Source organism: Streptomyces sp. NBC_00385 (genome assembly GCF_035917155.1).
Classification (GTDB): domain Bacteria; phylum Actinomycetota; class Actinomycetes; order Streptomycetales; family Streptomycetaceae; genus Streptomyces; species Streptomyces poriferorum.
This window is the reverse complement of the sequence record NZ_CP107951.1, coordinates 5242932-5267655: the sequence shown is the minus strand read 5'-3', so window position 1 is coordinate 5267655 and position 24724 is coordinate 5242932. Positions and strand designations below refer to the sequence as shown.

Below are 24724 nucleotides of genomic sequence, written 5' to 3'. Positions count from 1 at the left end.
GCGGCGTGCGCACGGCGGGGCGGTCATGGAATCGAGAACGGGCGGCACACGGCCGGCCGCCCCCTCGGAACGGCCGGCACGGAGCCGGTCCTTCTCGGAGCGGCCGGCACGGGGCCGGTCCTTCTCAGAACGGCCGTGTCACTTGACGGGCTTGATCTGGGTAAGGGCTTCAAAGCCGCCCATCTCCAGCCAGTTGCGCCACAGCGCCGGTGCGTACTTGGGCGCACCCGCGGCGTCCGACGGCCAGTTCGTCCAGCTTTTGGTGGTGGACTGGGCCCAGAGGCCGTTGTACCAGAGGGGGATGACCGGCATCTCCTTGAGCTGGATCGCCTGGATCTTCGAGATGACCTTCTTCATGCCCTCGGTGTCGTCCGTCTTCACCCCGCCGAGTTCCTGGACGAGCTTCCAGGCCTCCTCGTTCTCGTACCGGCCGAAGTTGACGGTGTTCTGCTGCTTCTGGACGGGCAGCTGGAACATGTACTCGTAGTACGTCCACGGGGTGCTGGAGAGCTGGCGCTCGTTGTTGACGACGAGGTCGAAGTTGCCCTTGCCGCGCGTCTCGTTGAGGGCGTTCGCGTCGGGGAACTCGGTGGTGATGCTGATGCCCGCGTACTTGGCGGACGAGGCGATGACCTTGGCGGCCTCCATCCAGTCGGTCCAGCCGGTGGGCACGGCCAGCTTCAGACTGATCTTGGAGCCGTCCTTGTTCTCCACGAGGCCGTCGCCGTCGGTGTCCTTGTAGCCGGCGTCCGCGAGGATCTGCTTGGCCTTGTCGGTGTCGAACGAGAAGCCCTCACGGGAGACCAGGTCCTGGTCGACGAACTTGTCCCACTGCGGGAGCAGACCCGTCGGGTTGGCGGGCTTGACCAGCTCCCCGTACACGCCCTTGACGATCTTCTCCGTGTCGACCGAGGCGGCGAGCGCCCGGCGGAAGGCCGCGTCGTTCATCGGCTTCTTCGTGGTGTTCGGCACCAGCCAGGCCGTGTTGGCGGAGAGCATGTAGGGCGGCTTGTCGTAGTACGAGACGACCTTCTGGCTCTTGATCAGCGAGGAGGCGCCGGGCAGGAAGTTGTTGCTGAGGTCCAGCTGGCCCTGACCCAGCTGACCGATGACCACCTCGTTGCTCGGGTTGGACACGTCGACGATGTAGCGGGGCGCGGGCTTCATGGAGAGCGCCTTGACGCCCCACCAGTCGTCGCGCCGCTGCCACACGACCCGGTCCTGGGAGTGGCTCTTGAGCGTGTACGCACCGGTGCCGACCGGCTTGTCGTTGACGCCGTCGAGGATCTCCTTCTCGGAGCGCTTGCTCCAGATGTGCTCCGGGACGATCGGCTGCCCGTAGAGGGTGAAGTCCCACTCCTGGTAGCGGGCCTCCTTGAAGGTGAAGCGGACCGTCGTGGCGTCCACCGCCTTCGCGTCCGACAGCCAGCTCCACAGGGTGTGGAAGGACGAGGCCTCGATCTTGCCGAGCCCGTAGGAGTACGCGACGTCCTTGGCGGTCAGCGGCTTGCCGTCCGACCAGGTGATGCCCGGGCGGAGCTTCATCTCGTACGTCTTGTCGGCGGTCCAGCTGCCCGACTCCGCGAGCCAGGGCGTCAGCTTGCCCTCGTTGGGGTCGAAGTGGAACAGCGTCTCGTAGACCAGCCCCTTGGTGCCCGTGGCGTGGTCCCAGTTGTGCAGCGGGTTGTAGTTGGCAGGAGGCCCCCACTGGGTACCGGTGGTGTAGAGCGTCTCGTTGCGCGGGAGCGCGCCGCCCCCTCCGCCGCCCGTGCCGCCGGCGCCGCCCGCCGAGGAGCCGCCCCCCGTGCACGCGGTGGCGGCGAGTGCGATCACGGCGAGCGTGGCCGCGGTCCGTCCCCGGAATCCCGTGCCCATCGTCCCTCCTTCTCCCCGCCGTCATTGCCGAGCGGAGTTACTGAACCGGGTAAGTGCCGTGAAGCTAAGGCCGCCCGGAGGGCATGTCAAGGGTGCGGGAGCGCTCCCATCCCTTTATTTTCAGGGGCAGTTGAGGGATCATTACTTTCGCTACAAGAATCGCACGCAAGAGAACACGCCAACAGGTTGACGTTATGCATAAACCGGTTAAGCCAGGTCGTTATGCCCAGGCAACGTTCCACGCAGCACGGGCCCGCGCCCTGTGCTGGCCCGTCCGACTCCTCGGCGTCTCGGCATGGAACCCTTCTTCGTGACTCCTCCCCGCCCTGAGGGGCGGGGCTTCTCGCTATGCCGTGTCGGCGTTGCGACGGACCAGCCCGGCCCGTAGAACATTGAGTGCCCCGACCTCGTCGGCGTGAGCCTGGTGGCCGCAGTCGACGCAGTGGAACTTCTCCTGTGTGGGCCGGTTCTCCTTGGCGGTGTGCCCGCATGCGGGACACGTGCGGGAGGTGTTGCGGGGGTCCACGGCCATCACTTCCCGCCCGGCACTCTCAGCCTTTGCGTTCAGGATCGTCAGGAACACCCCCCAACCGGCATCAGCGATCGAACGGTTCAACCCGGCCTTGGCCCCAGCCCCGTTGGGCAGGAACACGCCCGGCCTATCGGGATCGGGCTTCGGTGCGGGGGCCTTGCTCATGTTGCGGATCTTGAGGTCTTCGTGCGCGATGAAGTCGTGCGCACGGACCAGGGTGAGCGCGGTCTTGTGTGCGTGGTCGAGCCGCCGGCGCCGCACCTTTCCGTGCAGGGCTCCGACCTTCTCCACCGCCCGCTGATGGTTACGGGTGCGGTCCTTGGCCCTGCACCGAGGGAACCGGGACAGGGCCCGCTGCGCGCCCTCCAGCCTGGCGGCGGCCTTCCGGGCGTGGCGCGGGTTGGGAATGTGGACGCCGTTGGAGTCGGTGAGGAACGAGGCGATCCCGAGATCGATGCCGATGTCGGAACCGGTCGCGGGCAGCGGTTCGGGCAGGGCCTGGTCGGCGGTGATCACGACGAACCATTTACGGCCCTCACGCTTCACGCTGACGGTCTTGACCGTGCCCGGCACCGCGCGGTGCTGGTTGACCCTGACGTGCCCCACACCCTGGAGACGGACCCGGGTGACCGGGGTGTGCGGGGTGGAGTCCCAGCGGCAGCCGTCCCCGTCCCGGGGGAAGTCCACCGTGTCAAACCAGTTCACCCCGCGAAAGCGGGGGTAGCCGGGCTTGTCCCCGGCCTTGATCCGGCGGAAGAACGCGGCGAATGCTTTATCGAGTCGCCGCAGCGTGGCCTGCTGGGAGCTGAACGACCAGCGGCCCTGGCGTTCGGGGTCGAAGGTCCGGATGTCCTTGAGCTGCTCGGACTGCATCCCGTACTTGACGCTCGTCCTCGAGGGGTGCCGGTAGGCGTCACGGCGTTCCTGCAACGCACCGTTGTAGAGCGAGCAGTGATCGCGCAGCATTTCACCGAGCGCGATCGCCTGACCCACGGTGGGCCGTAAGAGGAACTTGTACGCACGAATCACCCGGCCCACCCCCTTCGCCCGACTCCACGAACCAACGTACCGCTGACAAACATCAGCACGATGCGAACCAACCCGCTTCACTCGCCGGAGTGACAACGTCTGCCAGTCCTTCGAGGCCGACGCGTCCGTTCTGGCCATCACGCCGGGACAGCCGCGTCGAAGGCAACAAAACGGCTTTGAGTGTCATACCGCAGGAGGACGCAGGACCCCCCGCGATGCGACTCAAGGCGGCCCCCGGAACGGGCACCGGGAGTGACGACCGGCGGCCGATCGGCGGAGACGATGGAGATGTGCCCCTCCCCCGGGCCCCCGCCGCCCGGCGGGGCCGTCGGGCAGGCTGCCCGTCCCGTACGAACCCGACCCTGGAGTCTCCCGTGACCACCATGTCCACCGCTCACCGCGCCACCGCGGTGGCCGCCCGCGCCACGGAACTGTCGAAGGTCTACGGGGAGGGCGAGACCAAGGTGACCGCCCTGGACCGGGTCACCGTGGACTTCCCGCAGGGCGAGTTCACCGCGATCATGGGCCCGTCGGGCTCCGGCAAGTCCACGCTGATGCACTGCGTCGCCGGTCTCGACAGCTTCACCGGCGGTTCCGTGCGCATCGGCGAGACGGAGCTGGGGTCCCTCAAGGACAAGCAGCTCACCCAGCTGCGCCGGGACAAGATCGGTTTCATCTTCCAGGCGTTCAACCTGCTGCCGACGCTCTCCGCACTGGAGAACATCACGCTGCCGATGGACATCGCCGGCCGCAAGCCCGACCAGGACTGGCTGCGCAAGGTCATCGACATGGTGGGCCTCGCCGACCGGCTGAAGCACCGCCCGACCGAACTCTCCGGCGGCCAGCAGCAGCGCGTCGCTGTCGCCCGCGCACTGGCCTCGCAGCCCGAGATCATCTTCGGCGACGAGCCCACCGGAAACCTGGACTCCCGCTCCGGCGCCGAGGTCCTCGGCTTCCTCCGCAACTCGGTGCGCGAACTGGGCCAGACCGTGGTGATGGTGACCCACGACCCGGCCGCCGCCTCCTACGCGGACCGGGTGATCTTCCTCGCGGACGGGGCGATCGTGGACCAGATGATGCACCCCACCGCGGACGGGGTGCTGGACCGGATGAAGGCGTTCGACACCAAGGGCCGCACCAGCTGAGCCCCGCCCCTCCCCGGGCCCCCGGGCCCTGTCCGGAGTTCCCCGACAGGACCTCGTCGCCACCCCATCCGGAACCCCTCCCCCCCCTCCAGGACTGACAGACATGTTCCGTACCGCCCTGCGCAATGTGCTCTCGCACAAGGCCAGGCTGCTGATGACCGTCCTCGCCGTGATGCTCGGCGTGGCCTTCGTCTCCGGCACCCTGGTCTTCACCGACACCCTCGGCAACGCCTTCCGCAACCAGTCGGCGAAGAGCTACGACGACATCGCCGTCGCCGTCACCACCCACGCCGACCAGCGCGACGAGAAGACCGCCGCCATCGACGCCGCCACCCTGAAGAAGATCCAGGACCTGGACGGCGTCGCCTCCGCCACCGGCCGCGTCGACGGCTTCGCCGGAGTGGCCGACCCCGACGGCAAACTGATCGGCAACGGCTGGTCCAACACCGGGTCCAACTTCGCCCCGGGCAAGGACGGCCAGGACGCCCAGTACACCTTCACCGACGGCTCCGGACCGACCGCCGCCGGCAGCGTCGCCCTGGACAAGGACACCGCGAAGAAGGGCGAGTACCAGGTCGGCGACAAGGTACGGGTCGCCACCAACGGACCGGTGAAGGAGTACACCCTCTCCGGGGTCTTCACCACCGAGGACGGCGCGGTCAACGCCGGCGGCAGCCTGGTCCTGTTCGACACCCCCGTCGCCCAGCAGCTGTTCCTGCGGCCGGGCGAGTTCAAGGACGTCGCCGTCTCCGCCGCACCCGGCGCCTCCGACCAGCAGCTGCTGGCCGCCGTCAAGCCGCTGCTGCCCGAGGACGCCGAGGCCAAGACCGGCCAGGTCCGCGCGGACGAGCAGGCCGACCAGACCGAATCCGCCCTGAGCAGCCTCAACAAGCTGCTGCTCGCCTTCGCGGGCATCGCCCTCTTCGTCGGCATCTTCCTGATCGCCAACACCTTCAGCATGCTGGTCGCCCAGCGCACCAAGGAGCTCGCGCTGCTGCGCGCCGTCGGCGCCTCCCGCCGCCAGGTCAAGCGCTCCGTCCTGCTCGAAGCGGCCGTCGTCGGCCTGATCGCGTCCGTCGTCGGCTTCGCGCTGGGCCTCGGACTCGCCACCGGGCTGCGCTCCGCGATGAGCCTGATCGGCGGGAAGATCCCGGCCGGACCGCTGGTCATCGCACCGGCCACCGTCATCGCAGCCTTCGGCGTCGGCGTCCTGATCACCGTGCTGGCCGCCTGGCTGCCCGCCCGCCGGGCCGCGAAGATCCCGCCCGTCGCGGCGATGAACAGCCAGTACGCCGTGGCCACGGTGAAGTCCCTGGTGCTGCGCAACTCGATCGGTGCCGTCATCACCCTGCTCGGCGGGGCGGCGGTCGTGGGCGGCGCGGCACAGGCCGGATCGAACGGCCAGCTCCTCATCGCGGGCGGCTCCTTCCTGGCCCTGATCGGCATCATCATCCTGATCCCGCTGCTGTCCCGGCCGGTGATCGCCCTGATGCGCCCGCTGCTGCAGCGGATGTTCGGGGTCTCCGGCAAGCTGGCCGCGCAGAACGCGGTCCGCAACCCGCGGCGCACCGGCGCCACCGCCTCCGCGCTCGCGATCGGCCTCACCCTCGTCACCGGCATCTCGGTGCTCGGCGTCACCCTCGGCCAGGCGGTCGACAAGATGACGACGGACAACATCAGGGCCGACTACATGATCTCGATGGCCAGCGGCGACTCGCTCGACGAGTCGGCACTCACCGCCGTGGAGAAGGCCGCCGGCGTCACCGCGGTCTCGCCGCAGCAGGCGGTCTGGATGGACATCGGCGACACCTCGCTGTCGGTGTCCGGCGTCACCCCGGGCGACGTGGAGAAGGTCCTCACCGTCGACACCCGCTCGGGCTCCCTGGACTCCCTGGCCAAGGGCCAGATCGCCGTCTCGGACAAGACCGCGAAGTCGCACGGCTGGAAGACCGGGGACACCGTCCCGGTCACGTACGAGGACGACAGGAAGGGCAGCCTGAAGATCGGCGCCCTGTACAAGGACAACGAGTTCCTCTCGCCGGTCCTGATCCCCCGTGACCTCGTGGCCCCGCACCAGGCCCGCGCGGACATCCGCGAGATCTGGGTGAAGACGGACGGCGGCGCGAGTGCGGCCCACGAGCAGGCGCTGGTGGACGCGCTGGGCGACAACCCCGGCATGAGCGTCATGGACCGCAAGGACATCCGCGACATGTTCGGCGGCTCCATCAACCTCGCGATGAACATCATGTACGGCCTGCTGGCCATGGCGCTGATCATCGCGGTGCTCGGGGTCGTCAACACCCTGGCCATGTCGGTGTTCGAGCGTCAGCAGGAGATCGGCATGCTGCGGGCCATCGGCCTGGACCGGCGCAAGGTCAAGCGCATGATCCGGCTGGAGGCGGTGGTCATCTCGCTCTTCGGCGCGGTGGTCGGCATCGGGCTCGGCATGTTCCTCGGCTGGGCGATCGGGCAGACCGTGGCGTCCCAGATCCCGCAGTACGTCCTGGTCGTACCGTGGGGCCGGATCGCGGTCTTCCTGCTGCTGGCCGGGCTGGTGGGGGTGCTGGCCGCCCTGTGGCCGGCCCGCAGCGCCGCGAAGCTGAACATGCTCACGGCGATCAAGACGGAGTAGCCCGGAACGGGACACGGAAGAGGGCCGGTACCCGCGGTGGCGGGTACCGGCCCTCGGCCGTCTCCAGGGATCGGGCGGTCGCTTACGTCTCCGGGGTCAGACGGTCGCGTACGTCTGCGGAGTCAGACGGTCGTGTAGGTCTCCACGATCAGGCGGTCGCGTCGGCCTTCCAGTCGCGGGCTCGCAGCGGCATGCGGGCGCCCCCGCCGTCGGCCGGGCGGACCGCGAGGATCTGGTTCACACCGATCTTGTTGTGCTCGAAGGAGAGGGCGGAGGCGGCCATGTAGAGGCGCCAGACCCTGGCCCGGCCGGGCGAGGTCATCTTCACCGCGCGCGGCCACTCCTTCTCCAGGTTGGCGACCCAGCGGCGCAGGGTCAGGGCGTAGTGCTCGCGGAGCGACTCGACGTCGCGGGCCTCGAAACCGGCTTCTTCGAGGGTCGCGACGGTCCGGCCCACCGGGGCCAGTTCGCCGTCCGGGAAGACGTAGGCGTCGATGAACTCGTCCACGTGGTACGCGGACTCGTCCTTCTCCGGGCGGCGGGCGATCTGGTGGTTGAGGAGGCGCCCGCCGGGCTTGAGGAGTGCGTAGAGGTCGTCGGCGTACTCGCGGTAGCGGACCGAGCCGACGTGTTCGGCCATGCCGATCGAGGAGATGGCGTCGTACGGGCCGTCCCTGACGTCCCGGTAGTCCTGGACCCGGATCTCGATCCGGTCGGTCAGGCCCTCCTCGGCGATGCGCTTCCTGGCGAAGGCGGCCTGTTCCACGGAGAGGGTCACTCCGGTGACGCGGGCGCCGTACTCACGGGCGGCGTGGATGGCCATGGAGCCCCAGCCGCAGCCGACGTCCAGGAGGCGGTCGTCCTCCTTCAGGGCGAGCTTGCGGCAGACCAGGTCGAGCTTGTCGCGCTGGGCGTCCTCGAGGTTCCCGCCGTCCTCCCAGTAGGCGCAGGAGTAGACCATGGACGGGCCGAGGACCAGTGCGTAGAAGTCATTGCCCACGTCGTAGTGGTGGCTGATGGCCTCCTTGTCACGGCGCTTGGTGTGCAGCGTGCCGCTGCGCCGGCGTACCTCCTCGGGCGGCGGCGGGGGCGGGGGCCACGGGCCGGCCAGTTGCAGCAGCCCCTTGGCCGCGGCGCGCAGCTTCGGGTCGCGGACCGGGTGGACGCTGTCCTTCGCCTCGCCGCCGCGCTCCCAGATCAGCCCGGCCATCAGGTCCAGGGCCGCGTACAGGTCGCCTTCGATGTCGAGTTCCCCGGCCACCCAGGCCCGGGCGAGGCCCAGTTCGCCCGGCTTCCACAGCAGGCGGCGCAGGGCACGGCGGTTCCTGATGACGAGGACGGGGGCGCCGGGGGGGCCGGATTCGCTGCCGTCCCAGGCCCGGATGCGGACCGGTAGGGGTTCTCCCAGCAACTCCTGGGCGAGAGCGGTCAGCCGCAATGCGGCGTCTGCCATGGCGCACACCTCCGTGATGGTGTTTCCCAACGTGCCCAGACATGCCCACGCATGCCTCGGACCACGCCCCGGCACCCTTGGCGCCACGGCGAGGTACACCCCTTCAACAGTTTCCGGCGGCCGGGCCATCCCGCTACCGCGCAATGGAACGGCAAAATACCTGTACCGCACATGCATCCGCCGGGGCGCTGGCCCCCGCACTCCCGCACCGGCTGCCGCGCCGACCTGCACCGATACGCCGAAGGGGCCGTCCGCACCACGGATGGCGGACGGCCCCTTCGGGCGTCGTGCGACTGTCTGTCGCGGATCCGGAGATCCGCGTACCGGACGGGAGGGCCGGGGCCCTCCCGTCCGGGCCGGAACCTAGGCCTTGGCCTTCTCGCTCACGGGCTTGGCGGCGGCGGGGGCCGGCGCCGGCTTGGCGGCCTCGTAGAACTCCTCGCGGGGAGTCTCCATGGCACCGAGCGAGACGACCTCGCGCTTGAGGAACATCGCCAGGGTCCAGTCGGCGAAGATCCGGATCTTACGGTTCCAGGTCGGCATCGCCATGCCGTGGTAGCCACGGTGCATGTACCAGGCGAGACGGCCCTTGAGCTTGATCTTCACCTTGCCCATGACGATCATCGCGACGCCCTTGTGCAGGCCCAGACCGGCGACCGCACCCTTGTTGGCGTGGCTGTAGTCGCCCTGCGGGAAGCCGCGCATCCCGGAGATGACGTTGTCCCCGAGGACCTTGGCCTGGCGCAGCGCGTGCTGGGCGTTCGGCGGGCACCAGGCGTTCGGGTTACCGGCCTTGCGGCCGACCATGTCCGGCACCTGGGCGTTGTCGCCCGCAGCCCAGATGTAGTCGGTGCCCTGCACCTGGAGCTTCTCGGTGGTGTCGACGTGGCCACGCGGGCCGAGCGGCAGGCCGAAACGGGCCAGCGCCGGGTTCGGCTTCACACCGGCGGTCCACACGATGGTGTTGGAGTCGACCTCCAGGCCGTTCTTCAGCACCACGTGACCGTCGACGCAGGAGTCCATGGAGGTCGAGAGGAAGACCTCGACACCGCGGGACTCCAGGTGCTCCCGGCCCCAGGTGCCCAGCTTCGGGCCGACCTCGGGAAGGATCTTGTCGGCGGCGTCGACGAGGATGAAGCGCATGTCCTCGCGCTTCACGTTCGTGTAGTACTTCGCCGCGTCGCGGGCCATGTCCTCGACCTCGCCGATGGTCTCCGCGCCGGCGAAACCGCCGCCCACGAAGACGAACGTCAGCGCCCTGCGGCGGACGTCCTCGTCGGTCGTCGAGTCAGCCTTGTCCAGCTGCTCGAGGACGTGGTTGCGCAGGCCGATGGCCTCCTCGATGCCCTTCATACCGATGCCCTGTTCGGCCAGGCCGGGGATCGGGAAGGTACGGGAGACGGCGCCCATCGCGATGACCAGGTAGTCGAAGGGCAGCTCGTAGGCCTCGCCGACGAGCGGCGCAACCGTGGCGACCTTGCGGTCCTGGTCGATGGTCGTGACGCGGCCGGTGAGGACCTCGGCCTTGGGCAGCACGCGTCGCAGCGGGACGACGACATGCCGAGGCGAGATGCTGCCGGCAGCAGCTTCGGGGAGGAAGGGCTGGTAGGTCATGTACGACCGGGGGTCGACGACCGTGACGGTCGCCTCGCCGTAGCGCATCTTCTTCAGAATGCGCCGAGCTGCGTACAGGCCTACGTACCCACCGCCTACTACGAGGATCCTGGGACGCTCCGTGGTGCTCATGCCATCGAGTATCCACCCCCCTCGGGGGGCACGCTCGTGAGCCCCTTCACAAGGTATGGCCCACCCTCTGCTACACTTCGCCGCCCACGTGACCCAGGTCATGGGCCGACAGGGGAACCACGACACCCTGGCGAACGTTGTTCACCGCTTGTGAGCTGGCCCTTGAGCCGCCGAGCGGGGTGAACCACCCCTCCGATTCACACACCCGCAACACAGCCGGAACCGCCCCGTATGCGGGGCGGGCGACCCCGCACACCCTCCCGCGGGCCCGTTCGGAGCAGAAGTCCGCCCCAGGGGGCCCAATTCCTTGTGAAGAAGTTCACGAACTTCGTGGCGGCGTGTCGCCGAAGGCGCCCGCAGAGGTGTCCGGAGGGGCTCAGAAGTGCAGGCCGGAGTGCTGATGAGCAGGGTCCGCGGCGCTCCGCGGGCCTGCTCTAACGGGCCGCGTAGAAGGCGATGCCGTCGAGGATGTCGTGCTCGCTGACGACCACCTCGCGCGCCCCGGTCCGCTCCATCACGCCCAGCAGGATCAGCGCCCCGGAGGTGATCACGTCGACCCGGCCCGGGTGCATCGCGCCGATCGCCGCACGCTCGGCGTGGGTGGAGGCGAGGAGCCGCCCGGAGATCTCCCGGACCTGCTCCAGGGAGATCCGGGAGTGGTGGATCGCCTCGGAGTCGTACTCCTCGAGCCCCAGCGCGACGGCGGCCACGGTGGTGACCGTTCCGGCGAGACCGACGAGCGTGCCCGCCGAGGTGAGCGGCACGGTCTCCTCGGCCAGGTCCAGCGCGGCGGCGACATCGGCGCGGACCGCGTCCACCTGCTCCGGCGCGGGCGGATCGCTGACCACCCCGTCCCGCGTGAGGTGGCGCTCGGTCATCCGGACGCAGCCGATGTCCACGGACCGGGCCGCCCGGACCCGGTCGTCGCCGACGACGAACTCGGTGGACCCGCCGCCGATGTCCACGACGAGGTACGGCTTCGCGAGGTCGTCCCGCCCGACCAGCTCCTTGGTGGCCCCGTCGAACGAGAACTCGGCCTCCTGGTCACCGGTGATCACCTCGGGCTCGACGCCCAGGATGTCCAGGACGCCACGGACGAAGTCGTCCCTGTTCTCCGCGTCCCGGGAGGCGGAGGTCGCGACGAAGCGGACCTTCTCCGCGCCGTGCTCCTTGATCACCGCGGCGTACTGCCGGCAGGCGGCGAACGTCCGCTCCAGCGCCTCCGGGGCAAGCCGCCCGGTCCGGTCGACGCCCTGCCCCAGCCGGACGATCTCCATCCGCCGGTCGAGCTCGACGAGCTCACCGGTGGCGGGGTCGGCGTCCGCCACGAGCAGACGGATCGAGTTGGTACCGCAGTCGATGGCGGCCACGCGTGTCATCTCTTCAGCCTCTCCGGCACATCATGTCTTGAGACTCACCGGCGGCAGATCAAGCCCCTCCGGCGATTGAGGAGCGGGGGTCCGGGGGCGGAGCCCCCGAGAGGGACCTCAGCCCTCGTCCCCGTCCGGCGCACCGCACGGCGACACGCACGGCCCCTTGCGCCACCACTCCGGCAGCATCGCGATCGCCTCGTCCCCTAGCGGGTTCACGCCCGGCCCCGCGGCCAGCGAGTGCCCGACGAGCACATGCAGGCACTTCACCCGGTCCGGCATGCCCCCCGCGCTCGGGAAGCCCTCCAGCACCTCGATGGCGTCACGCCGCGCGATGTAGTCCTCGTGCGCGGCCCGGTACGCCGCGGCCAGCTCGGGGTCCGTACCGAGGCGCTCGGTCATCTCCTTCATGACCCCGTTGGCCTCCAGCGTGCCGATCGCGGACGCCGCACGCGGGCACGTCAGGTAGAACGTCGTCGGGAACGGCGTACCGTCCTCCAGCCGGGGCTGCGTCTCGACCACGTCCGGGTTGCCGCACGGGCAGCGGTGCGCGATCGCGCGCAGCCCCCGCGGCGGGCGCCCCAGCTGCTGCTGGAACGCGGCGATGTCCGCGTCGGTGGGCGCGGTGGACTCGGTCTGGGGAGGGGGCGTTTCCATGCCTGCCTAGGGGTTCTGATCGGACTGCTCGAACTGCGGTTCTGCAGATGGGGAAGGAAGTGCTGCGGCTCAGCCGCGGTCGGCGCTGTCGACGCCGTCCCACAGGTTGGAGTGCCAGGGCCGGTCGGTCTCCTCCGACGTCCCGTTGCGCTCCTTGACCGCGTCGGGGTCGACCACGGTGTAGCCGGTCTCCCCGGGAAGAAGGTAGTGCAGGTGCTGGCGGGCCAGCCGCTTGATGTACGCGTCGTCCTGGAGCCGCGCCTTCTCGTCGCGCAGCTCCTCGGTGCGGGCCTCGGCCTCCTGTGCCAGCCGCTCCTGGTCGGCGATCTCGTCGCGCTGCGACACGTACTGCCGCATCGGATACGCGAGGGCGACGATCAGCGAGCAGACCACCAGGGCCAGGAAGGCGGCCCGGCCGGTGAGCCGGGAGCGGCGGGCCTGACGGCGGTTCTGGGAACGGTAGACGCGGGCGGCGGTCTGCTCACCGAGCAACCGCAGCCGGGTCGCGGTGGAGAACCGGTCCCGGTCCTTCGCGGCCATGTCTCCGCCTCCCCATTACGCACGTCCGTCCCCGCACACGGTACGGGACCGAGTGCGGGGACGGACGGAGGCCGGGGCACTTGACCCCGCCGGGCTTGGTGAGCCCGTGCTGTACGTGTCAGCCCTTGAAGCGCGGGAACGCCGAGCGGCCGGCGTACACGGCGGCGTCGTCGAGGATCTCCTCGATGCGCAGCAGCTGGTTGTACTTGGCGACGCGGTCCGAGCGGGCCGGGGCGCCGGTCTTGATCTGACCGCAGTTCACGGCGACCGCGAGGTCGGCGATGGTGACGTCCTCGGTCTCGCCGGAACGGTGCGACATCATGCACTTGAAGCCGTTGCGCTGGGCCAGCTCGACGGCGTCCAGGGTCTCGGTCAGCGAACCGATCTGGTTGACCTTGACGAGCAGGGCGTTGGCCGAGCCCTCCTCGATGCCGCGGGACAGCCGCTCCGGGTTGGTGACGAAGAGGTCGTCGCCGACGATCTGCACCTTGGCGCCGATCTTGTCGGTGATGACCTTCCAACCGGCCCAGTCGTCCTCGTACAGCGGGTCCTCGATGGAGACCAGCGGGTACGCGGAGACGAGCTCCTCGTAGTACTCGGTCATCTCGGCGGCCGAGCGGGACTTGCCCTCGAACTCGTACTTGCCGTCCTTGTAGAACTCCGAGGCGGCGACGTCGAGCGCGAGCGCGATGTCCTTGCCCGGGGCGTAGCCGGCTTCCTTGATGGCCTCGACGATGAGGTCCAGGGCGGCGCGGTTCGACTCCAGGTTCGGCGCGAAGCCGCCCTCGTCACCGAGACCCGTGGACAGGCCCTTGGTCTTCAGGACCTTCTTCAGCGTGTGGTAGACCTCGGCGCCCCAGCGCAGGGCCTCGGAGAAGGACTCCGCGCCGATCGGCGCGATCATGAACTCCTGGATGTCCACGTTGGAGTCGGCGTGCGACCCACCGTTGAGGATGTTCATCATCGGGACGGGCAGCAGGTGCGCGTTCGGGCCACCGAGGTAGCGGAACAGCGGCAGGTCCGAGGCCTCGGAGGCGGCGTGGGCCACGGCGAGCGAGACGCCGAGGATGGCGTTGGCGCCGAGCGAGCCCTTGTTCTCCGTGGCGTCCAGGTCGAACATCGCCTGGTCGATCAGCCGCTGCTCGGTCGCGTCGTAGCCGACGAGCTCCGGGCCGATCTGCTCGATCACGGCGAGGACGGCCTTCTCGACGCCCTTGCCGTGGTAGCGGTTGGGGTCGCCGTCGCGAAGCTCAATGGCCTCGAACGCGCCGGTGGAGGCGCCGGACGGAACAGCAGCACGGCCCGTGCTGCCGTCGTCGAGGCCGACCTCGACCTCGACCGTGGGGTTTCCGCGGGAGTCGAGGATTTCCCTGGCTACGACGACGTCGATGGACGGCACGAGGCATCTCCTTCTGGGATGTGACGCTTGTGGTGCAGGGTCGCTTTGGCCTTGCGACAAGAGCCTAACCGGCCCGGCCGCCCCAACCGGCCGACCGCCCGTCCCCTGGGACGAAAAAGGACCCAAGGGCAGGCACAGCGGGGCAAAAGGCCAGAAATTTACTGGCTAGTAACTACAACAGTTGAACGATCAACGCAGAAACCGGCTCACCCCGGACCGGAACGCACGGGGGGAAGGTGCGCACCGGGCCGGGGCGGCCGGGGTCATCAGCGAGGAGAGATCGCGACTACTTCGTCAGGTGCAGCTGCTGACCGGGGTAGATCAGGTCGGCGTCCGTGACGATGTCCTTGTTCAGCTTGAAGAGCTGCTCCCAGCCGCCCTCGACCTCGTGGTCGGCGGCGATCTTGCTCAGGGAGTCGCCGGTGACGACCTTGTACTCGCCGTCACCCTTCTCGACCTTCTTGCCGGTCGGGGTCGTGACGGTCTTCGACTCGGCCTTGGGGGCGGCCGAGCGCTCGGAGCGGTTGGTGGAGGGGGCCTCGGCGCGCTCGGCCTTCTTCGGCTCGGCCTTCTGGACCGGCGCGGACTCCTGCTTCGGGGCGGTCTCGGTCTTGGCGGCGGAGGAGCCGGTGTCGACGCCCGGGTCGACACCGTCGTTGCTCAGGTTGCCGGCGCCGGCGCAGGCCCAGGCGCCCGGGCCCTGCAGGGCGAGGAGCTTCTCGGCGGTGGCGATCTGCTGAGCCTTGGTGGCCAGGTCGGCACGGGCCGCGTACTGGGTGCCGCCTGCGGCCGCCCAGCTGGACTGCGAGAACTGCAGGCCACCGTAGTAACCGTTGCCGGTGTTGATGGACCAGTTGCCGCCGGACTCGCACTGGGCGACGGCGTCCCACGTGGAGACGGAGGCGGCGGAGGCGCCGGTCGCACCCATCAGGGGCACGGCGATGGCGGCACCGGTGACACCGGCGAGCGTGGCGATACGGACGGCCTTGGACGGGCGACGGTGCTTGTTGCCCTTGCTGTTGAGCAGCATCGAGACTTCTCCTCACCGACGCCTACGAGGTGAGCTGTCGGGTTCGGGCCAAGTGAGTTGCCCGGTCGCACGTCCTAGCACGCGACTTCACCCCAAGCCGGTCCTGATGCGTCTTGCGACGATCGGGCCCGGCGCCTACCTGGGTCCCCCGCTCCTGCCTACGGCGCTTTACGCGTCTGTTCCCTTCGACCGACGGCAGGATTCGGCGTGACGATCGACGGGGCCCGCGGTGCGAGCGGTTCCGACCGTAAACACACCAACCCTCATATCCAAAGATGGACATACCGGATAAACAGCCCTTACTTGCACCCGAAGAAGCACTGTTTGCGCAGGTGGGAACGGATGCGGCGGTACCTCCCGGACAAGACACGCCAGTTCACGCAAAGAGACCCATGTCTCACTTGGTCAAAAGTGGGACATAGGCCTCTTAACTACCCCAATATTTGGGGTGTTTTCAGCTGATCATCAGACCGCGCTCATTCGGCCTTCACGCCGAGATCGAGGCTCTGGCCAGGCAGGATGAGGTCGGGGTCGGAGCCCACCTCGGCCTTGTTGGCCTCGTACAGAGCCGTCCACCCGCCGGGCAGCTGCTGTGCATCAGCAATCGCCCACAGGTTGTCGCCCGCACGGACGGTGTACGCACCGTCAGCAGCCGGGGCGCCGGTGTCGCGTGCGTCACCGGCACCACGCGAAGCATGCCGCCCCGCGTCCCGGTCACCACTGCGGCCGCTCTCCCGGGTCTCCTCGGGGGCCGGCGTGCCGCGGTGCTTGCCGCCCTTCTCCTGCCCCGAGGTGCCCTTCTCGGCGCCCGAGGCATCACCCGAGGGCGTCGTGGAGGGGGTGGCGGAGGGCGTGGCCGACGCGTCCGGCTTCGCGTCGTCCTTCGCGTCGCCCGACGGCGCCTTCGCCCCCGACGACGCGTCGTCCGACGAGGTCGCGCCCTCGGACGGGTCGGTACTCGCGGACGGATCGGCGCTCGCGGACGGATCCACGCTCTCCGTCGGGTCGGCGGACGGAGTGCTGCCCGGGTCCACCCCCGGCAGGCCGCTGTCCACGACGAGACCGGAGATGACCGCACAGCTGGGCCATGCCTTCGGCCCCTGGTCCTCCAGGACCTTCTCCGCCACGGCGATCTGCTGCGAGCGGCTGGCGAGGTCGGCGCGCTCGGCGTACGACTCGCCGCCGTACGACTTCCAGACCTCCTGCGAGAACTGCAGGCCGCCGTAGTAGCCGTTGCCGAGGTCGGCGCTCCACATGCCGCCGCTCTCGCACTCGGCCACGCGGTCCCAGGTCGAGGCGTCGGCGGCGTGCGCACCTGCCGCGCCGAGCAGCGGGATGGCGATGGCCGAACCGGTCACGCCTGCGGCGACGATGATCGCGGGTGCCTGCCGAGGGCGACGGTGTCTGCCGTTCGCGGAGCCCATGGGGATGCCTTCCGTGTGACTGACGAGTGACTGGTGAGTCGAACGGTGAACCTAGCGGGACTCGAACGTGTGTCACAAGTCGATGCAGCAGAGATCACGTGAAAGTCACAGAGTTGACAGAGTGTCACCTTCACCGCGCACCGGCCCCGGCGTGAACTCCACCGGCAGGGTGCGCAGTCCGCGCATGATGAGCCCGCCACGCCACCGCAAATCGGCAGGTTCTCCCGCAAGTCGCAGGCCAGGAAGGCGCTCCAGAAGCGTGGCGAGCGCGGCCTGCCCCTCCAGCCGGGCGAGCGGCGCTCCCAGGCAGTAGTGGATTCCGTGACCGTAACCGAGGTGTTGGTTGTCACGCCGCGCGAGGTCCAGGGTGTCCGGCCCGTCGATGCGCCCGGGGTCCCGTTCGGCGGCTGCGAGCACGACGGGGACGGGTTGGTTTCACCCGGGCAAGGAAGGAGCCTCCGGGAAGGTTCCTGACGCCCCTTTGACCTTGGGAGCCTCGCTTCGTACTGACAGCAGGCTGCCACGGAGCACTCCTGTGACCGTGAGCTGCGGCGGAGTCGGACGCTGATATGCCTCTACCCCCCTGCGGTCCGCGCCCAGAACCGCCATGACCTCGGGCCAGGCACCCTTCTTCCACCAGACGAGTTGCCGTTCCCGCATGGGATGGACGGGTCCCCACGTAAGAGGCATGTCGACCCAGGACAGCCCTTGCCGAAGCCGGTGGAGCATGCCGGAGAACTGCGCGCGGATGTCGGCTACTGGTGTTCGACAGGGAGCCGACCGGGCACCTCGGAAGCGAAGTCCGGAACACCGACGGCGGCCGCTCGCCGACAGACGCCCGATACCGTCGTCACGTGAACCACACCCCGCCGCCCGAACTCTTCACCTGGGAGTTCGCCACCGACCCGTACCCCGCCTACGCCTGGCTGAGGGAGCACAGCCCCGTACACCAGACGACACTGCCCAGCGGCGTCGAGGCATGGCTCGTCACCCGGTACGCGGACGCACGGCAGGCCCTCGCCGACAGCCGCCTTTCGAAGAACCCGGCGCACCACGCCGAGGACGCCCAGGGCAAGACCAAGACCGGCATCCCTGGCGAGCGCAGTGCCAACCTGATGACGCATCTCCTGAACATCGACCCGCCCGACCACACACGGCTGCGCCGGCTGGTGTCCAAGGCGTTCACGCCCCGGACGATCGCCGCCTTCGGACCGCGCGTGCAGGAGCTGGCGGACCGGCTCATCGACGATTTCGCGGAGAAGGGGGATGCCGACCTCATCCATGACTTCGCCTTCCCGCTCCCCATCTACGCCATCTGCGATCTGCTCGGTGTACCCGAAGAGGATCAGGACGACTTCCGCGACTGGGCGGGCATGATGATCCGGCACGGCGGCGGGCCGCGCGGCGGGGTCGCCCGGTCCGTGAAGAAGATCCGCGCCTACCTCGCCGAGCTGATTCACCGAAAGCGGGAAAACCCCGGCGATGACCTGATCTCCGGCCTGATCCGGGCAAGCGACCACGGAGAGCACCTCACCGAGAACGAGGCTGCCGCGATGTGCTTCGTGATCCTCTTCGCGGGTTTCGAGACGACCATCAACCTGATCGGCAACAGCGCCCACGCGTTCTTCCGTAACTCCCCGCAGCGTGCGGTGTTCCAGAGTGCGATCCAACAAGGCGACAACCGCCTCTTGGACACCGCCATCGAGGAGCTGCTTCGTTTCGACGGCCCGGTGGAACTGGCCACTTGGCGCTACGCCACGGACGCTCTCGAAATCGGAGGAGAACTGATCCGCGAGGGCGATCCCGTACTCGTCGTACTCGCGGCGGCTGACCGTGATCCGGACCGATTCACGGAGCCCGACACACTCGATCTTTCTCGCCGGGACAACCAGCATCTGGGGTACGGGCACGGCATCCACTATTGCCTGGGCGCTCCCCTCGCACGCCTGGAGGGACGCATCGCCCTGGAGACCCTGTTCCGCCGCCTGCCGGACCTTCAACTCTCGGTTGAACCAGCCGACCTACGGTGGCGGGGCGGTCTCATCATGCGTGGGCTGCGGACACTCCCGGTGGGGTTCACGCCTCAACGACGGCTGGCCGATCGCGAGGGCGGCACGGCGGGCTCGTCCGAGGACGGATGAAGTCACGCAGTCACCACGGGTACGCCGTCCGATCGGCCGGCGAGCAGGGCTGCGATGTGGTCGGCGCAGCAGAGGGCCGCCGTGGCCATGGCGCTCCTGGTCATCCCGGCGATGTGCGGGGTCAGCCGCGCATACGGCAGGCCGAAGAGTGGCGAGGCGAAGACTGCGTGCTCGTGCCTCGTGGACACAGACTCCTCCCTGCCGCTACCCGACGCCCTCCGCAGCCCTGATGGCGTCCCGGTACGCGCGCCCCGCGGCCCTCAGCGCCGCCTCCGGGTCGATGCCGTCCTCCTGGGCGCGCACGGCCAGGGCGAGGAGGCGGTAGCCGATGTCGTCGCCCTGGGGGAGCGCCACGTCGAGCCCTGCCGTACGGACCCGGCTCGCGAGCTTCGCGGCGAGTGCCAGACCGGGCTGACCGAGCGGCACCCCGTCGGTGACCGACTCGCGCTGCTTCTCGATCGCCTTCGTCCGCAGCCAGTGTGCGTGGACGTCCTCCGGTGTCTCGGCGGTCTCGTCGCCGAAGACGTGCGGGTGGCGGTGGATCAGCTTCTCGACGAGGGTGGCCGCGACGTCGTCGACGGAGAAGGGCTCCTCCTCGTCCTCTTCCGCGATGCGCGCGTGGAAGACGACCTGGAGCAGTACGTCCCCGAGCTCCTCGCGGAGCTCCTCGCGGTCGCCGTCCTCGATCGCCTCGACGAGTTCGTACGCCTCCTCGATGGCGTACTTGGCGAGGCCCTTGTGGGTCTTCTGCGAGGTCCAGGGGCATTCGAGGCGGATCCGGTCCATGACCTGGACCAGATCGAGGAGCCGGGCGCCGGGAAGATCGTACGAACCCGGCAGCAGCTCCAGGTTCGGCATGCGCACCCGCCCCGAACCGGCCAGGCGGGCCAGTCCGTCGGTCAGCGGCTGGTTGCCCTCACCGCCGGTGAGGACGACGACGGTCCGGCCGCCGGCGCACGCGTCGACGAGTTCCTGCGCGTCGGGCACGCCGGGCGTGACGGTGACGCCCGCCTCACGGAGGTACGGCAGCTGCGGCTGGTCCTGTTCCCCGCAGTGCACACGGTCGGCGGCGTGCAGTGTCTGCCAGGCGGGCCAGGACAGGAGTCCGGGCGCGACGCGGTGGCTGGCGGTGAGCAGGACGATGCGGCCGGGGTCTTCAGCGTTCACACCGCGAATCTACCCCGGCCGTCGGACGGTCCTCAGGCCCCGGCCTCCGCGGCCGACTGGGCCGGCTTGGTGACCTGGTTGATCCAGGGGGCCTTGTAGTCGGCGAGCTGGATCTGCTGGTTGTTCCAGGTGCCGAAGCGCGGGTTGACGTCGACCTTCAGCGCCTTGGACGCCTTCGTCAGGGCATCGCCGAGGGTCTTCGTGCCGGCCGGGGTCGTCGGGTCGGCCCCGAGCGCCTGGCCGAGCTTGGTCAGCTGGATCTGCTCCCGCAGGAAGGCGTCGATCTGGTCCGGGGCGATCCAGCGCTCCTGGAGGACCGCGGCGCGCAGCCCGGCCTCCCCCTTGTACTGTGCGACGGCCTGCTGCCGCATCTGCTGGATCTCGGCACGGGTGACGGTCACCCCCGCGTCGGCGGACGCCTTGTCCAGGACGCGGTCCAGGATCAGCCCGTGGAGCTTGGCGCGGCCGAGCTGGCCGGACTGGTTGGTGATCTGGGCGGCCTGCTTCGAGGTGTCCTGCGCCCGGCGGACCTCCGCGACCTGGCCCTGCACGGCGGCCACCGTGATCCGGTCCCCGCCCACGACGGCCGCGGCGCCCGGGTGGGCCTGGCTGCCGCAGGCGGCGAGGAGCGGCGCTGCGGTGAGCAGTGCGGCGGAGACGGTGAGCGCGGTGCGACGGCGGCGGTGCAAAGGAGCCTCCCGAGGAGATTGTGCGGCGGTGCACAAAGCCTTGCGGTGATCGATGTTAGGGAGTGGAACGGGTCCGGGCCACTGATTCGACCAACGATTCGGGAGGAGTTGGGGATGTGGGGTGGTGGCGGCGCGGCTCAGCCCACCCGTTCGACCGGTTTCGGCGGGGTGTCGGGGCGCAGCATGATCGTGCGCGAGACGACGAACGTGATGGGGATGGCGGCCGCGGCCGCCACCAGCGGTGCGTAGCGGCTGCTGAATCCGGCCAGGTCGACCAGCAGGTAGACGCCGCCGGTGGTGATGACGAAGTTGGCCGCGTTGGTGAGCGGGAAGAGCAGGAACTTCCGCCAGGTGGGCCGGGTGCGGTAGGTGAAGTAGGAGTTGAGGAAGAACGAGCCGGTCATGCTGAGCGCGAAGGCGATCACATGCGCGGCTATGTACGGCAGCCAGTGGAGCAGGACGAGGTAGCAGCCGTAGTACGTGCCGGTGTTCACGGCGCCCACGAGGGCGAACCGGGCCAGTTGTGCCTTGACCGTCATCGGCGTACGAACTCCAGGGGTGCCGGCTCCTGAGCAGGCCGGTGTGTCTGGGTGTTGGTGGCCTTGACCAGGAAGTGCGGGCGGCGCTTGACCTCGTAGTAGATCCGGCCGACGTACTCCCCCACCACTCCGACCATCACCATCTGGACGCCGGCGAGGGCGGTGAGCACCACGAGCAGGGTGACGTATCCGGGGGTGTCGACGCCCTTGACCAGGGCGACCCCGACGATCCAGGCGGCGTAGACGAAGGCGAGGGACATCAGGAGCATGCCCAGGTAGAGCGCGGCGCGCAGCGGCTTGTTGTTGAAGGAGAGGAGTCCGTCGAGGCCGTAGTTCAGCAGTTTGCCGAAGGTCCAGGCGGAGCGGCCCTGTTCCCGGACGGCGTTCTCGTAGCTGAAGGTCGTGGTGGGGAAGCCGACCCAGGCGAAGAGGCCCTTGGAGAAGCGGTTGTACTCGGTGAGTTCGAGTACGGCGTCGGCGGCCCGCCGCGAGAGGAGCCGGAAGTCGCCTACTCCGTCGACGAGCTCGACGTCGACGAGGCGGTTGATCAGCCAGTAGTAGGCGCGGGCGGTGAGGGTACGGGTGACGCGGTCGCCCTTGCGGGTGCGGCGGGCGATCACCTGGTCGTAGCCCTGTGCGTGTTCCTGGAGCATGCGGCCGACGAGTTCCGGCGGGTGCTGGAGGTCGGCGTCCATGATGACGACGGCGTCGCCCTCGGCGTGCTGGAGGCCGGCGAGCATGGCGGCTTCCTTGCCGAAGTTGCGGCTGAAGGAGACGTAGCGGGCCCGGGGGTCGGCGGCTGCCAGTTCCTGGAGGATCGGCAGGGTCCGGTCCGTACTCCCGTCGTCCACGTAGACGAGCTGGAAGGCATGGCCCAGGCGGGTCATCTCATCCGTCACACGTTCATGGAAGCGTTCGAGGATGTCTTCCTCGTTGAAGCAGGGCACCACCAGCGAGATCAGCACGAAAGTACATCAGCCGGTCAACGTGACGGGCGCGGATGGCGGGTGTGGCCCGGGGGCGACGATTGGGTGAACTGGCCCGTGGCGGGGGCCCGCGGCGGAGGTCTGTGGCGGTTCAGCCGCCTCTGACCTTCAGCTGGCGTTCCAGTTGCCGGCGCAGCTCGATGGGCAGGGGGTGGTGCGGTCCGTACATCCGCTCGGTGTCGTACAGGAGTGACTGGAGCTGGCCGCGGGCGCCGGCGTGGTCGCCGAGGGCGAGGAGCAGCTGGCCGATGCGCTGGCGGATCTCGTAGGAGCGTGCCGGGTCGTTGTTCGTCGCGTACTGGTTCTCGTAGTACGGGAGGACCGCGCGGTACTCGGCGAGGGCGGCGGCCGGTTCGCCGAGTTGTTCCAGGCACTGTGCGGCGTCGTAGCGGAACTGCAGGGTCTGGAGGTCGGCCGGTCCGGCCTCGGCGGCGCGGTCGTCGGCGAGGCGGCGCAGTTCGGGCAGGGCGCGGCGGTACTGGCCGTCGTCCATCAGGGTCGCCGCGTACTGCTTGCGCAGGATGCGGACGACCGGGGAGCCTTCTCCGTGCTGTTCGGCGGCGGCCGGGAGGATGCCGCCGAGCATGTCGACGGCCTGGGTGATGCGGCCTTCGCCGAGCAGCCTCTTGACCTCGTCGACGGCGGCGGCGACGTCCGGCCGGGCGGGCATCGGCGCGGGCTGGGCGGCCGGCGGGGTCGCGGCGCGGTCGGGCCACGGGGCGTGCGGGCGCAGGAAGGGGCGGGTGGGGTCGAGCGGTCCGGAGGGCTGTCCGGAGTTCCGGGTGGGCAGCAGCGGGGCGAGGTGTTCGTACACCTCCTGGGCGCTGGCCGGGCGGTGCTGCGGGTCCTTGGCGAGCAGTCGCAGGACGAGCGTTTCGAGGGGTTCGGGGATGTCGGGCCGGATCTGGCGGACGGGGGCCGGCGGTTCGTAGAGGTGGCGGTGGAGTACGCCGAGGGCGGTGGATCCGGCGAACGGTACGTCTCCGCTGAGGAGTTCGTGCAGGAGCACGCCGAGGGCGTACAGGTCGGTGTACGGGCCGACGGCGCCGCCCATGGCCTGCTCGGGGGCCATGTAGGCCGGGGAGCCGATGGGTGATCCGGTGTGGGTGAGGCGGGTGGTGTCGGTGTCCAGGACGGAGGCGACGCCGAGGTCGAGGACGAGGACGGTGCCGTCCGGGCGCACCATCAGGTTGCGGGGCTTGAGGTCGCGGTGGACGATCGGCACGGCGTGCACGGCGCACAGGACGGCGCAGAGCTGGGCGGCGACGGCGACGGACCACTGCCAGGGGTACGGATCGTGCTCGGCGAGGTGGTCGCCGAGGTCGGCGCCCTCGACGTACTGCATGACGAGGAACAGTTCGTCGCCGTCGCTGCCGGCGTCGTGGACGGTGACGAGGCCCGGGTGGTCGACCTGGGCGGTGACCCGGCACTCGCGGACGAAGCGGCGGCGCAGTTCCTCCGCCGCGTTGCTGCCGATGGGGCCGGTGACACGGTCGGGGCGCAGCAGTTTGACGGCGACCCGGCGGTCGAGGCGCTGGTCGTAGGCCGTCCAGACCTGGCCCATGCCGCCCTGTCCGAGGATCGTCGCCAGCTCGTACCGTCCGCCGATGAGGCGACCGCTCACCGGCCCTCCTCCTTACGGAGGTAGTCGCTGAGCTCGTCGAGTTCGGCGCGGACCTGGTCGATGCGCTGGGGGTGGGGCGTCGAGTGGGGCTGCTGGGAGGGGGGTTGCGGCTGTTGCGCGGGGGGCGTGGGGGCGGGGTTGGGGTTGGGCTGGTACGGCTGCTGGTAGTGCTGCGGCGGGTACGCCTGCGGGGGCAGGGGTTGCCCGAGCGGGGGCGGCATGGGCGTCTGCATGGGCGTTGTGGGTGCGTACGCGTAGCCCGGTCCCGGCGGCAGGTGGCCGCCCAGGGTGTTCTGCCGTGTCAGCTCCGCGTAGTGGCGGATGTCGGCGACGAGGTAGTGGGCGGCGGCGGCTGCCATCGCGAGGAACAGCATCGGTATGAAGACGAAGTCGACGCCGTGGGCGTCCTCGCCGTCCCTGCCGATGATGAGCAGCAGCGTGAGGGCGAGGACGAAGCCGGCCGCGGCCACCCACCAGTCGGCGGTTCTGCGGCGCACGATCGCCAGTCGCAGCAGGGGTGCCCACAGGAGCATGCCGCAGGAGCACACCGCGAGCGCGGTGAACAGCACGCGCATCGACACGATCCAGGCCCTGGAGGGGACTCTGCGCGGCGCCTTCGGCGGTTGACCCGGGGCGTACATGGCTGCTCCTGGATACCTGGTCATGGGACGTCCGCGCGCACTTGGGCGTGCGCGCAGAACCGAGCGTAAAGGGCGACACCGACAAGGGGCCCCGGGTTGTACGGA

20 protein-coding genes, 1 pseudogene and 1 riboswitch are annotated in these 24724 nt (G+C 69.5%); of the genes and pseudogenes, 3 read left to right on the top strand and 18 right to left on the bottom strand.

The window, feature by feature from the left end; translation table 11 throughout:
* Positions 1-138 precede the first annotated feature (138 nt).
* Complete coding sequence (locus OG959_RS23540; protein WP_326661430.1) at positions 139-1875, bottom strand: ABC transporter substrate-binding protein; 1737 nt, start codon at positions 1873-1875, stop codon at positions 139-141.
* Positions 1876-2221: 346 nt separating this feature from the next.
* Positions 2222-3436 (bottom strand): RNA-guided endonuclease InsQ/TnpB family protein, encoded by a 1215-nt coding sequence (locus tag OG959_RS23535; protein ID WP_326661428.1) that lies wholly within the window; start codon positions 3434-3436, stop codon positions 2222-2224.
* Positions 3437-3810: 374 nt separating this feature from the next.
* Between OG959_RS23535 and OG959_RS23530 the strand changes: the two genes are divergently transcribed.
* Positions 3811-4581, top strand: a complete 771-nt coding sequence (locus OG959_RS23530; RefSeq protein ID WP_326661426.1) for an ABC transporter ATP-binding protein — start codon at positions 3811-3813, stop codon at positions 4579-4581.
* Positions 4582-4684: 103 nt separating this feature from the next.
* On the top strand, positions 4685-7213 hold the full coding sequence (locus OG959_RS23525; RefSeq protein WP_326661425.1) for an ABC transporter permease: 2529 nt from the start codon (positions 4685-4687) through the stop codon (positions 7211-7213).
* A 148-nt stretch (positions 7214-7361) separates the two neighbouring features.
* On the opposite strand, the gene OG959_RS23520 is transcribed toward OG959_RS23525, so the two are convergent.
* The 9 genes and pseudogenes from OG959_RS23520 to OG959_RS23480 all read right to left on the bottom strand — a co-directional run.
* Entirely contained in the window at positions 7362-8666 is a 1305-nt protein-coding gene (locus OG959_RS23520) for a cyclopropane-fatty-acyl-phospholipid synthase family protein (RefSeq protein WP_326661424.1), read from the bottom strand.
* Between the two features lie 363 nt (positions 8667-9029).
* A complete protein-coding gene (locus OG959_RS23515; protein ID WP_326661423.1) occupies positions 9030-10412 on the bottom strand; it encodes an NAD(P)/FAD-dependent oxidoreductase in 1383 nt (460 codons plus the stop codon).
* A 434-nt stretch (positions 10413-10846) separates the two neighbouring features.
* Positions 10847-11791: a Ppx/GppA phosphatase family protein gene (locus tag OG959_RS23510; protein WP_326661421.1), complete on the bottom strand. Its 945-nt coding sequence runs from the start codon at positions 11789-11791 to the stop codon at positions 10847-10849.
* Between the two features lie 108 nt (positions 11792-11899).
* Positions 11900-12439, bottom strand: coding sequence for a DUF501 domain-containing protein (locus OG959_RS23505; protein WP_326661419.1), 540 nt, complete (start codon positions 12437-12439; stop codon positions 11900-11902).
* 69 nt (positions 12440-12508) lie between these two features.
* Entirely contained in the window at positions 12509-12979 is a 471-nt protein-coding gene (locus OG959_RS23500) for an FtsB family cell division protein (protein WP_326661417.1), read from the bottom strand.
* 118 nt (positions 12980-13097) lie between these two features.
* A complete protein-coding gene (eno, locus tag OG959_RS23495) occupies positions 13098-14378 on the bottom strand; it encodes a phosphopyruvate hydratase (protein ID WP_219572828.1) in 1281 nt (426 codons plus the stop codon).
* A 286-nt stretch (positions 14379-14664) separates the two neighbouring features.
* Complete coding sequence (locus OG959_RS23490; protein WP_326661415.1) at positions 14665-15408, bottom strand: transglycosylase family protein; 744 nt, start codon at positions 15406-15408, stop codon at positions 14665-14667.
* 4 nt (positions 15409-15412) lie between these two features.
* Positions 15413-15584: riboswitch (cyclic di-AMP (ydaO/yuaA leader) on the bottom strand.
* Positions 15585-15884: 300 nt separating this feature from the next.
* Entirely contained in the window at positions 15885-16832 is a 948-nt protein-coding gene (locus OG959_RS23485; RefSeq protein ID WP_326661413.1) for a transglycosylase family protein, read from the bottom strand.
* Between the two features lie 105 nt (positions 16833-16937).
* Positions 16938-17261 (bottom strand): annotated as a pseudogene (locus OG959_RS23480) (cytochrome P450); the annotation flags it as partial.
* 425 nt (positions 17262-17686) lie between these two features.
* On the opposite strand from OG959_RS23480, the gene OG959_RS23475 reads away from it, so the two are divergent.
* A complete protein-coding gene (locus OG959_RS23475; protein ID WP_326661412.1) occupies positions 17687-18973 on the top strand; it encodes a cytochrome P450 family protein in 1287 nt (428 codons plus the stop codon).
* A gap of 2 nt (positions 18974-18975) precedes the next feature.
* Here the strand turns inward: OG959_RS23475 and OG959_RS23470 are convergent, their stop codons facing one another.
* The 7 genes from OG959_RS23470 to OG959_RS23440 all read right to left on the bottom strand — a co-directional run bounded on the left by OG959_RS23470 (position 18976) and on the right by OG959_RS23440 (position 24619).
* On the bottom strand, positions 18976-19161 hold the full coding sequence (locus OG959_RS23470) for a hypothetical protein (RefSeq protein ID WP_326661410.1): 186 nt from the start codon (positions 19159-19161) through the stop codon (positions 18976-18978).
* Positions 19162-19177: 16 nt separating this feature from the next.
* Positions 19178-20140 carry a nucleoside triphosphate pyrophosphohydrolase gene (locus OG959_RS23465; protein ID WP_326661408.1) on the bottom strand — a complete coding sequence of 321 codons (963 nt, stop codon included), beginning with the start codon at positions 20138-20140 and terminating at the stop codon, positions 19178-19180.
* 32 nt (positions 20141-20172) lie between these two features.
* On the bottom strand, positions 20173-20829 hold the full coding sequence (locus OG959_RS23460; RefSeq protein ID WP_326661406.1) for a SurA N-terminal domain-containing protein: 657 nt from the start codon (positions 20827-20829) through the stop codon (positions 20173-20175).
* 137 nt (positions 20830-20966) lie between these two features.
* A complete protein-coding gene (locus OG959_RS23455) occupies positions 20967-21368 on the bottom strand; it encodes a GtrA family protein (RefSeq protein ID WP_326661403.1) in 402 nt (133 codons plus the stop codon).
* Positions 21365-22333: a glycosyltransferase family 2 protein gene (locus OG959_RS23450; protein ID WP_326661401.1), complete on the bottom strand. Its 969-nt coding sequence runs from the start codon at positions 22331-22333 to the stop codon at positions 21365-21367. Before OG959_RS23450 ends, OG959_RS23455 begins: the two co-directional genes overlap by 4 nt.
* A gap of 112 nt (positions 22334-22445) precedes the next feature.
* The gene (locus OG959_RS23445) at positions 22446-23978 is read right to left on the bottom strand and encodes a serine/threonine-protein kinase (RefSeq protein ID WP_326661399.1); all 1533 of its coding nucleotides are present in this window, start codon (positions 23976-23978) and stop codon (positions 22446-22448) included.
* The gene (locus OG959_RS23440) at positions 23975-24619 is read right to left on the bottom strand and encodes a hypothetical protein (RefSeq protein WP_326661397.1); all 645 of its coding nucleotides are present in this window, start codon (positions 24617-24619) and stop codon (positions 23975-23977) included. Before OG959_RS23440 ends, OG959_RS23445 begins: the two co-directional genes overlap by 4 nt.
* Positions 24620-24724: the final 105 nt, after the last annotated feature.

Coding starts and splice junctions, on each gene's coding strand:
- OG959_RS23540 (WP_326661430.1), bottom strand. CDS start 1,875: ATGGGCACGGGATTCCGGGGACGGACCGCGGCCACGCTCGCCGTGATC.
- OG959_RS23525 (WP_326661425.1), top strand. CDS start 4,685: ATGTTCCGTACCGCCCTGCGCAATGTGCTCTCGCACAAGGCCAGGCTG.
- OG959_RS23520 (WP_326661424.1), bottom strand. CDS start 8,666: ATGGCAGACGCCGCATTGCGGCTGACCGCTCTCGCCCAGGAGTTGCTG.
- OG959_RS23515 (WP_326661423.1), bottom strand. CDS start 10,412: ATGAGCACCACGGAGCGTCCCAGGATCCTCGTAGTAGGCGGTGGGTAC.
- OG959_RS23510 (WP_326661421.1), bottom strand. CDS start 11,791: ATGACACGCGTGGCCGCCATCGACTGCGGTACCAACTCGATCCGTCTG.
- OG959_RS23505 (WP_326661419.1), bottom strand. CDS start 12,439: ATGGAAACGCCCCCTCCCCAGACCGAGTCCACCGCGCCCACCGACGCG.
- OG959_RS23500 (WP_326661417.1), bottom strand. CDS start 12,979: ATGGCCGCGAAGGACCGGGACCGGTTCTCCACCGCGACCCGGCTGCGG.
- OG959_RS23490 (WP_326661415.1), bottom strand. CDS start 15,408: ATGCTGCTCAACAGCAAGGGCAACAAGCACCGTCGCCCGTCCAAGGCC.
- OG959_RS23485 (WP_326661413.1), bottom strand. CDS start 16,832: ATGGGCTCCGCGAACGGCAGACACCGTCGCCCTCGGCAGGCACCCGCG.
- OG959_RS23455 (WP_326661403.1), bottom strand. CDS start 21,368: ATGACGGTCAAGGCACAACTGGCCCGGTTCGCCCTCGTGGGCGCCGTG.
- OG959_RS23440 (WP_326661397.1), bottom strand. CDS start 24,619: ATGTACGCCCCGGGTCAACCGCCGAAGGCGCCGCGCAGAGTCCCCTCC.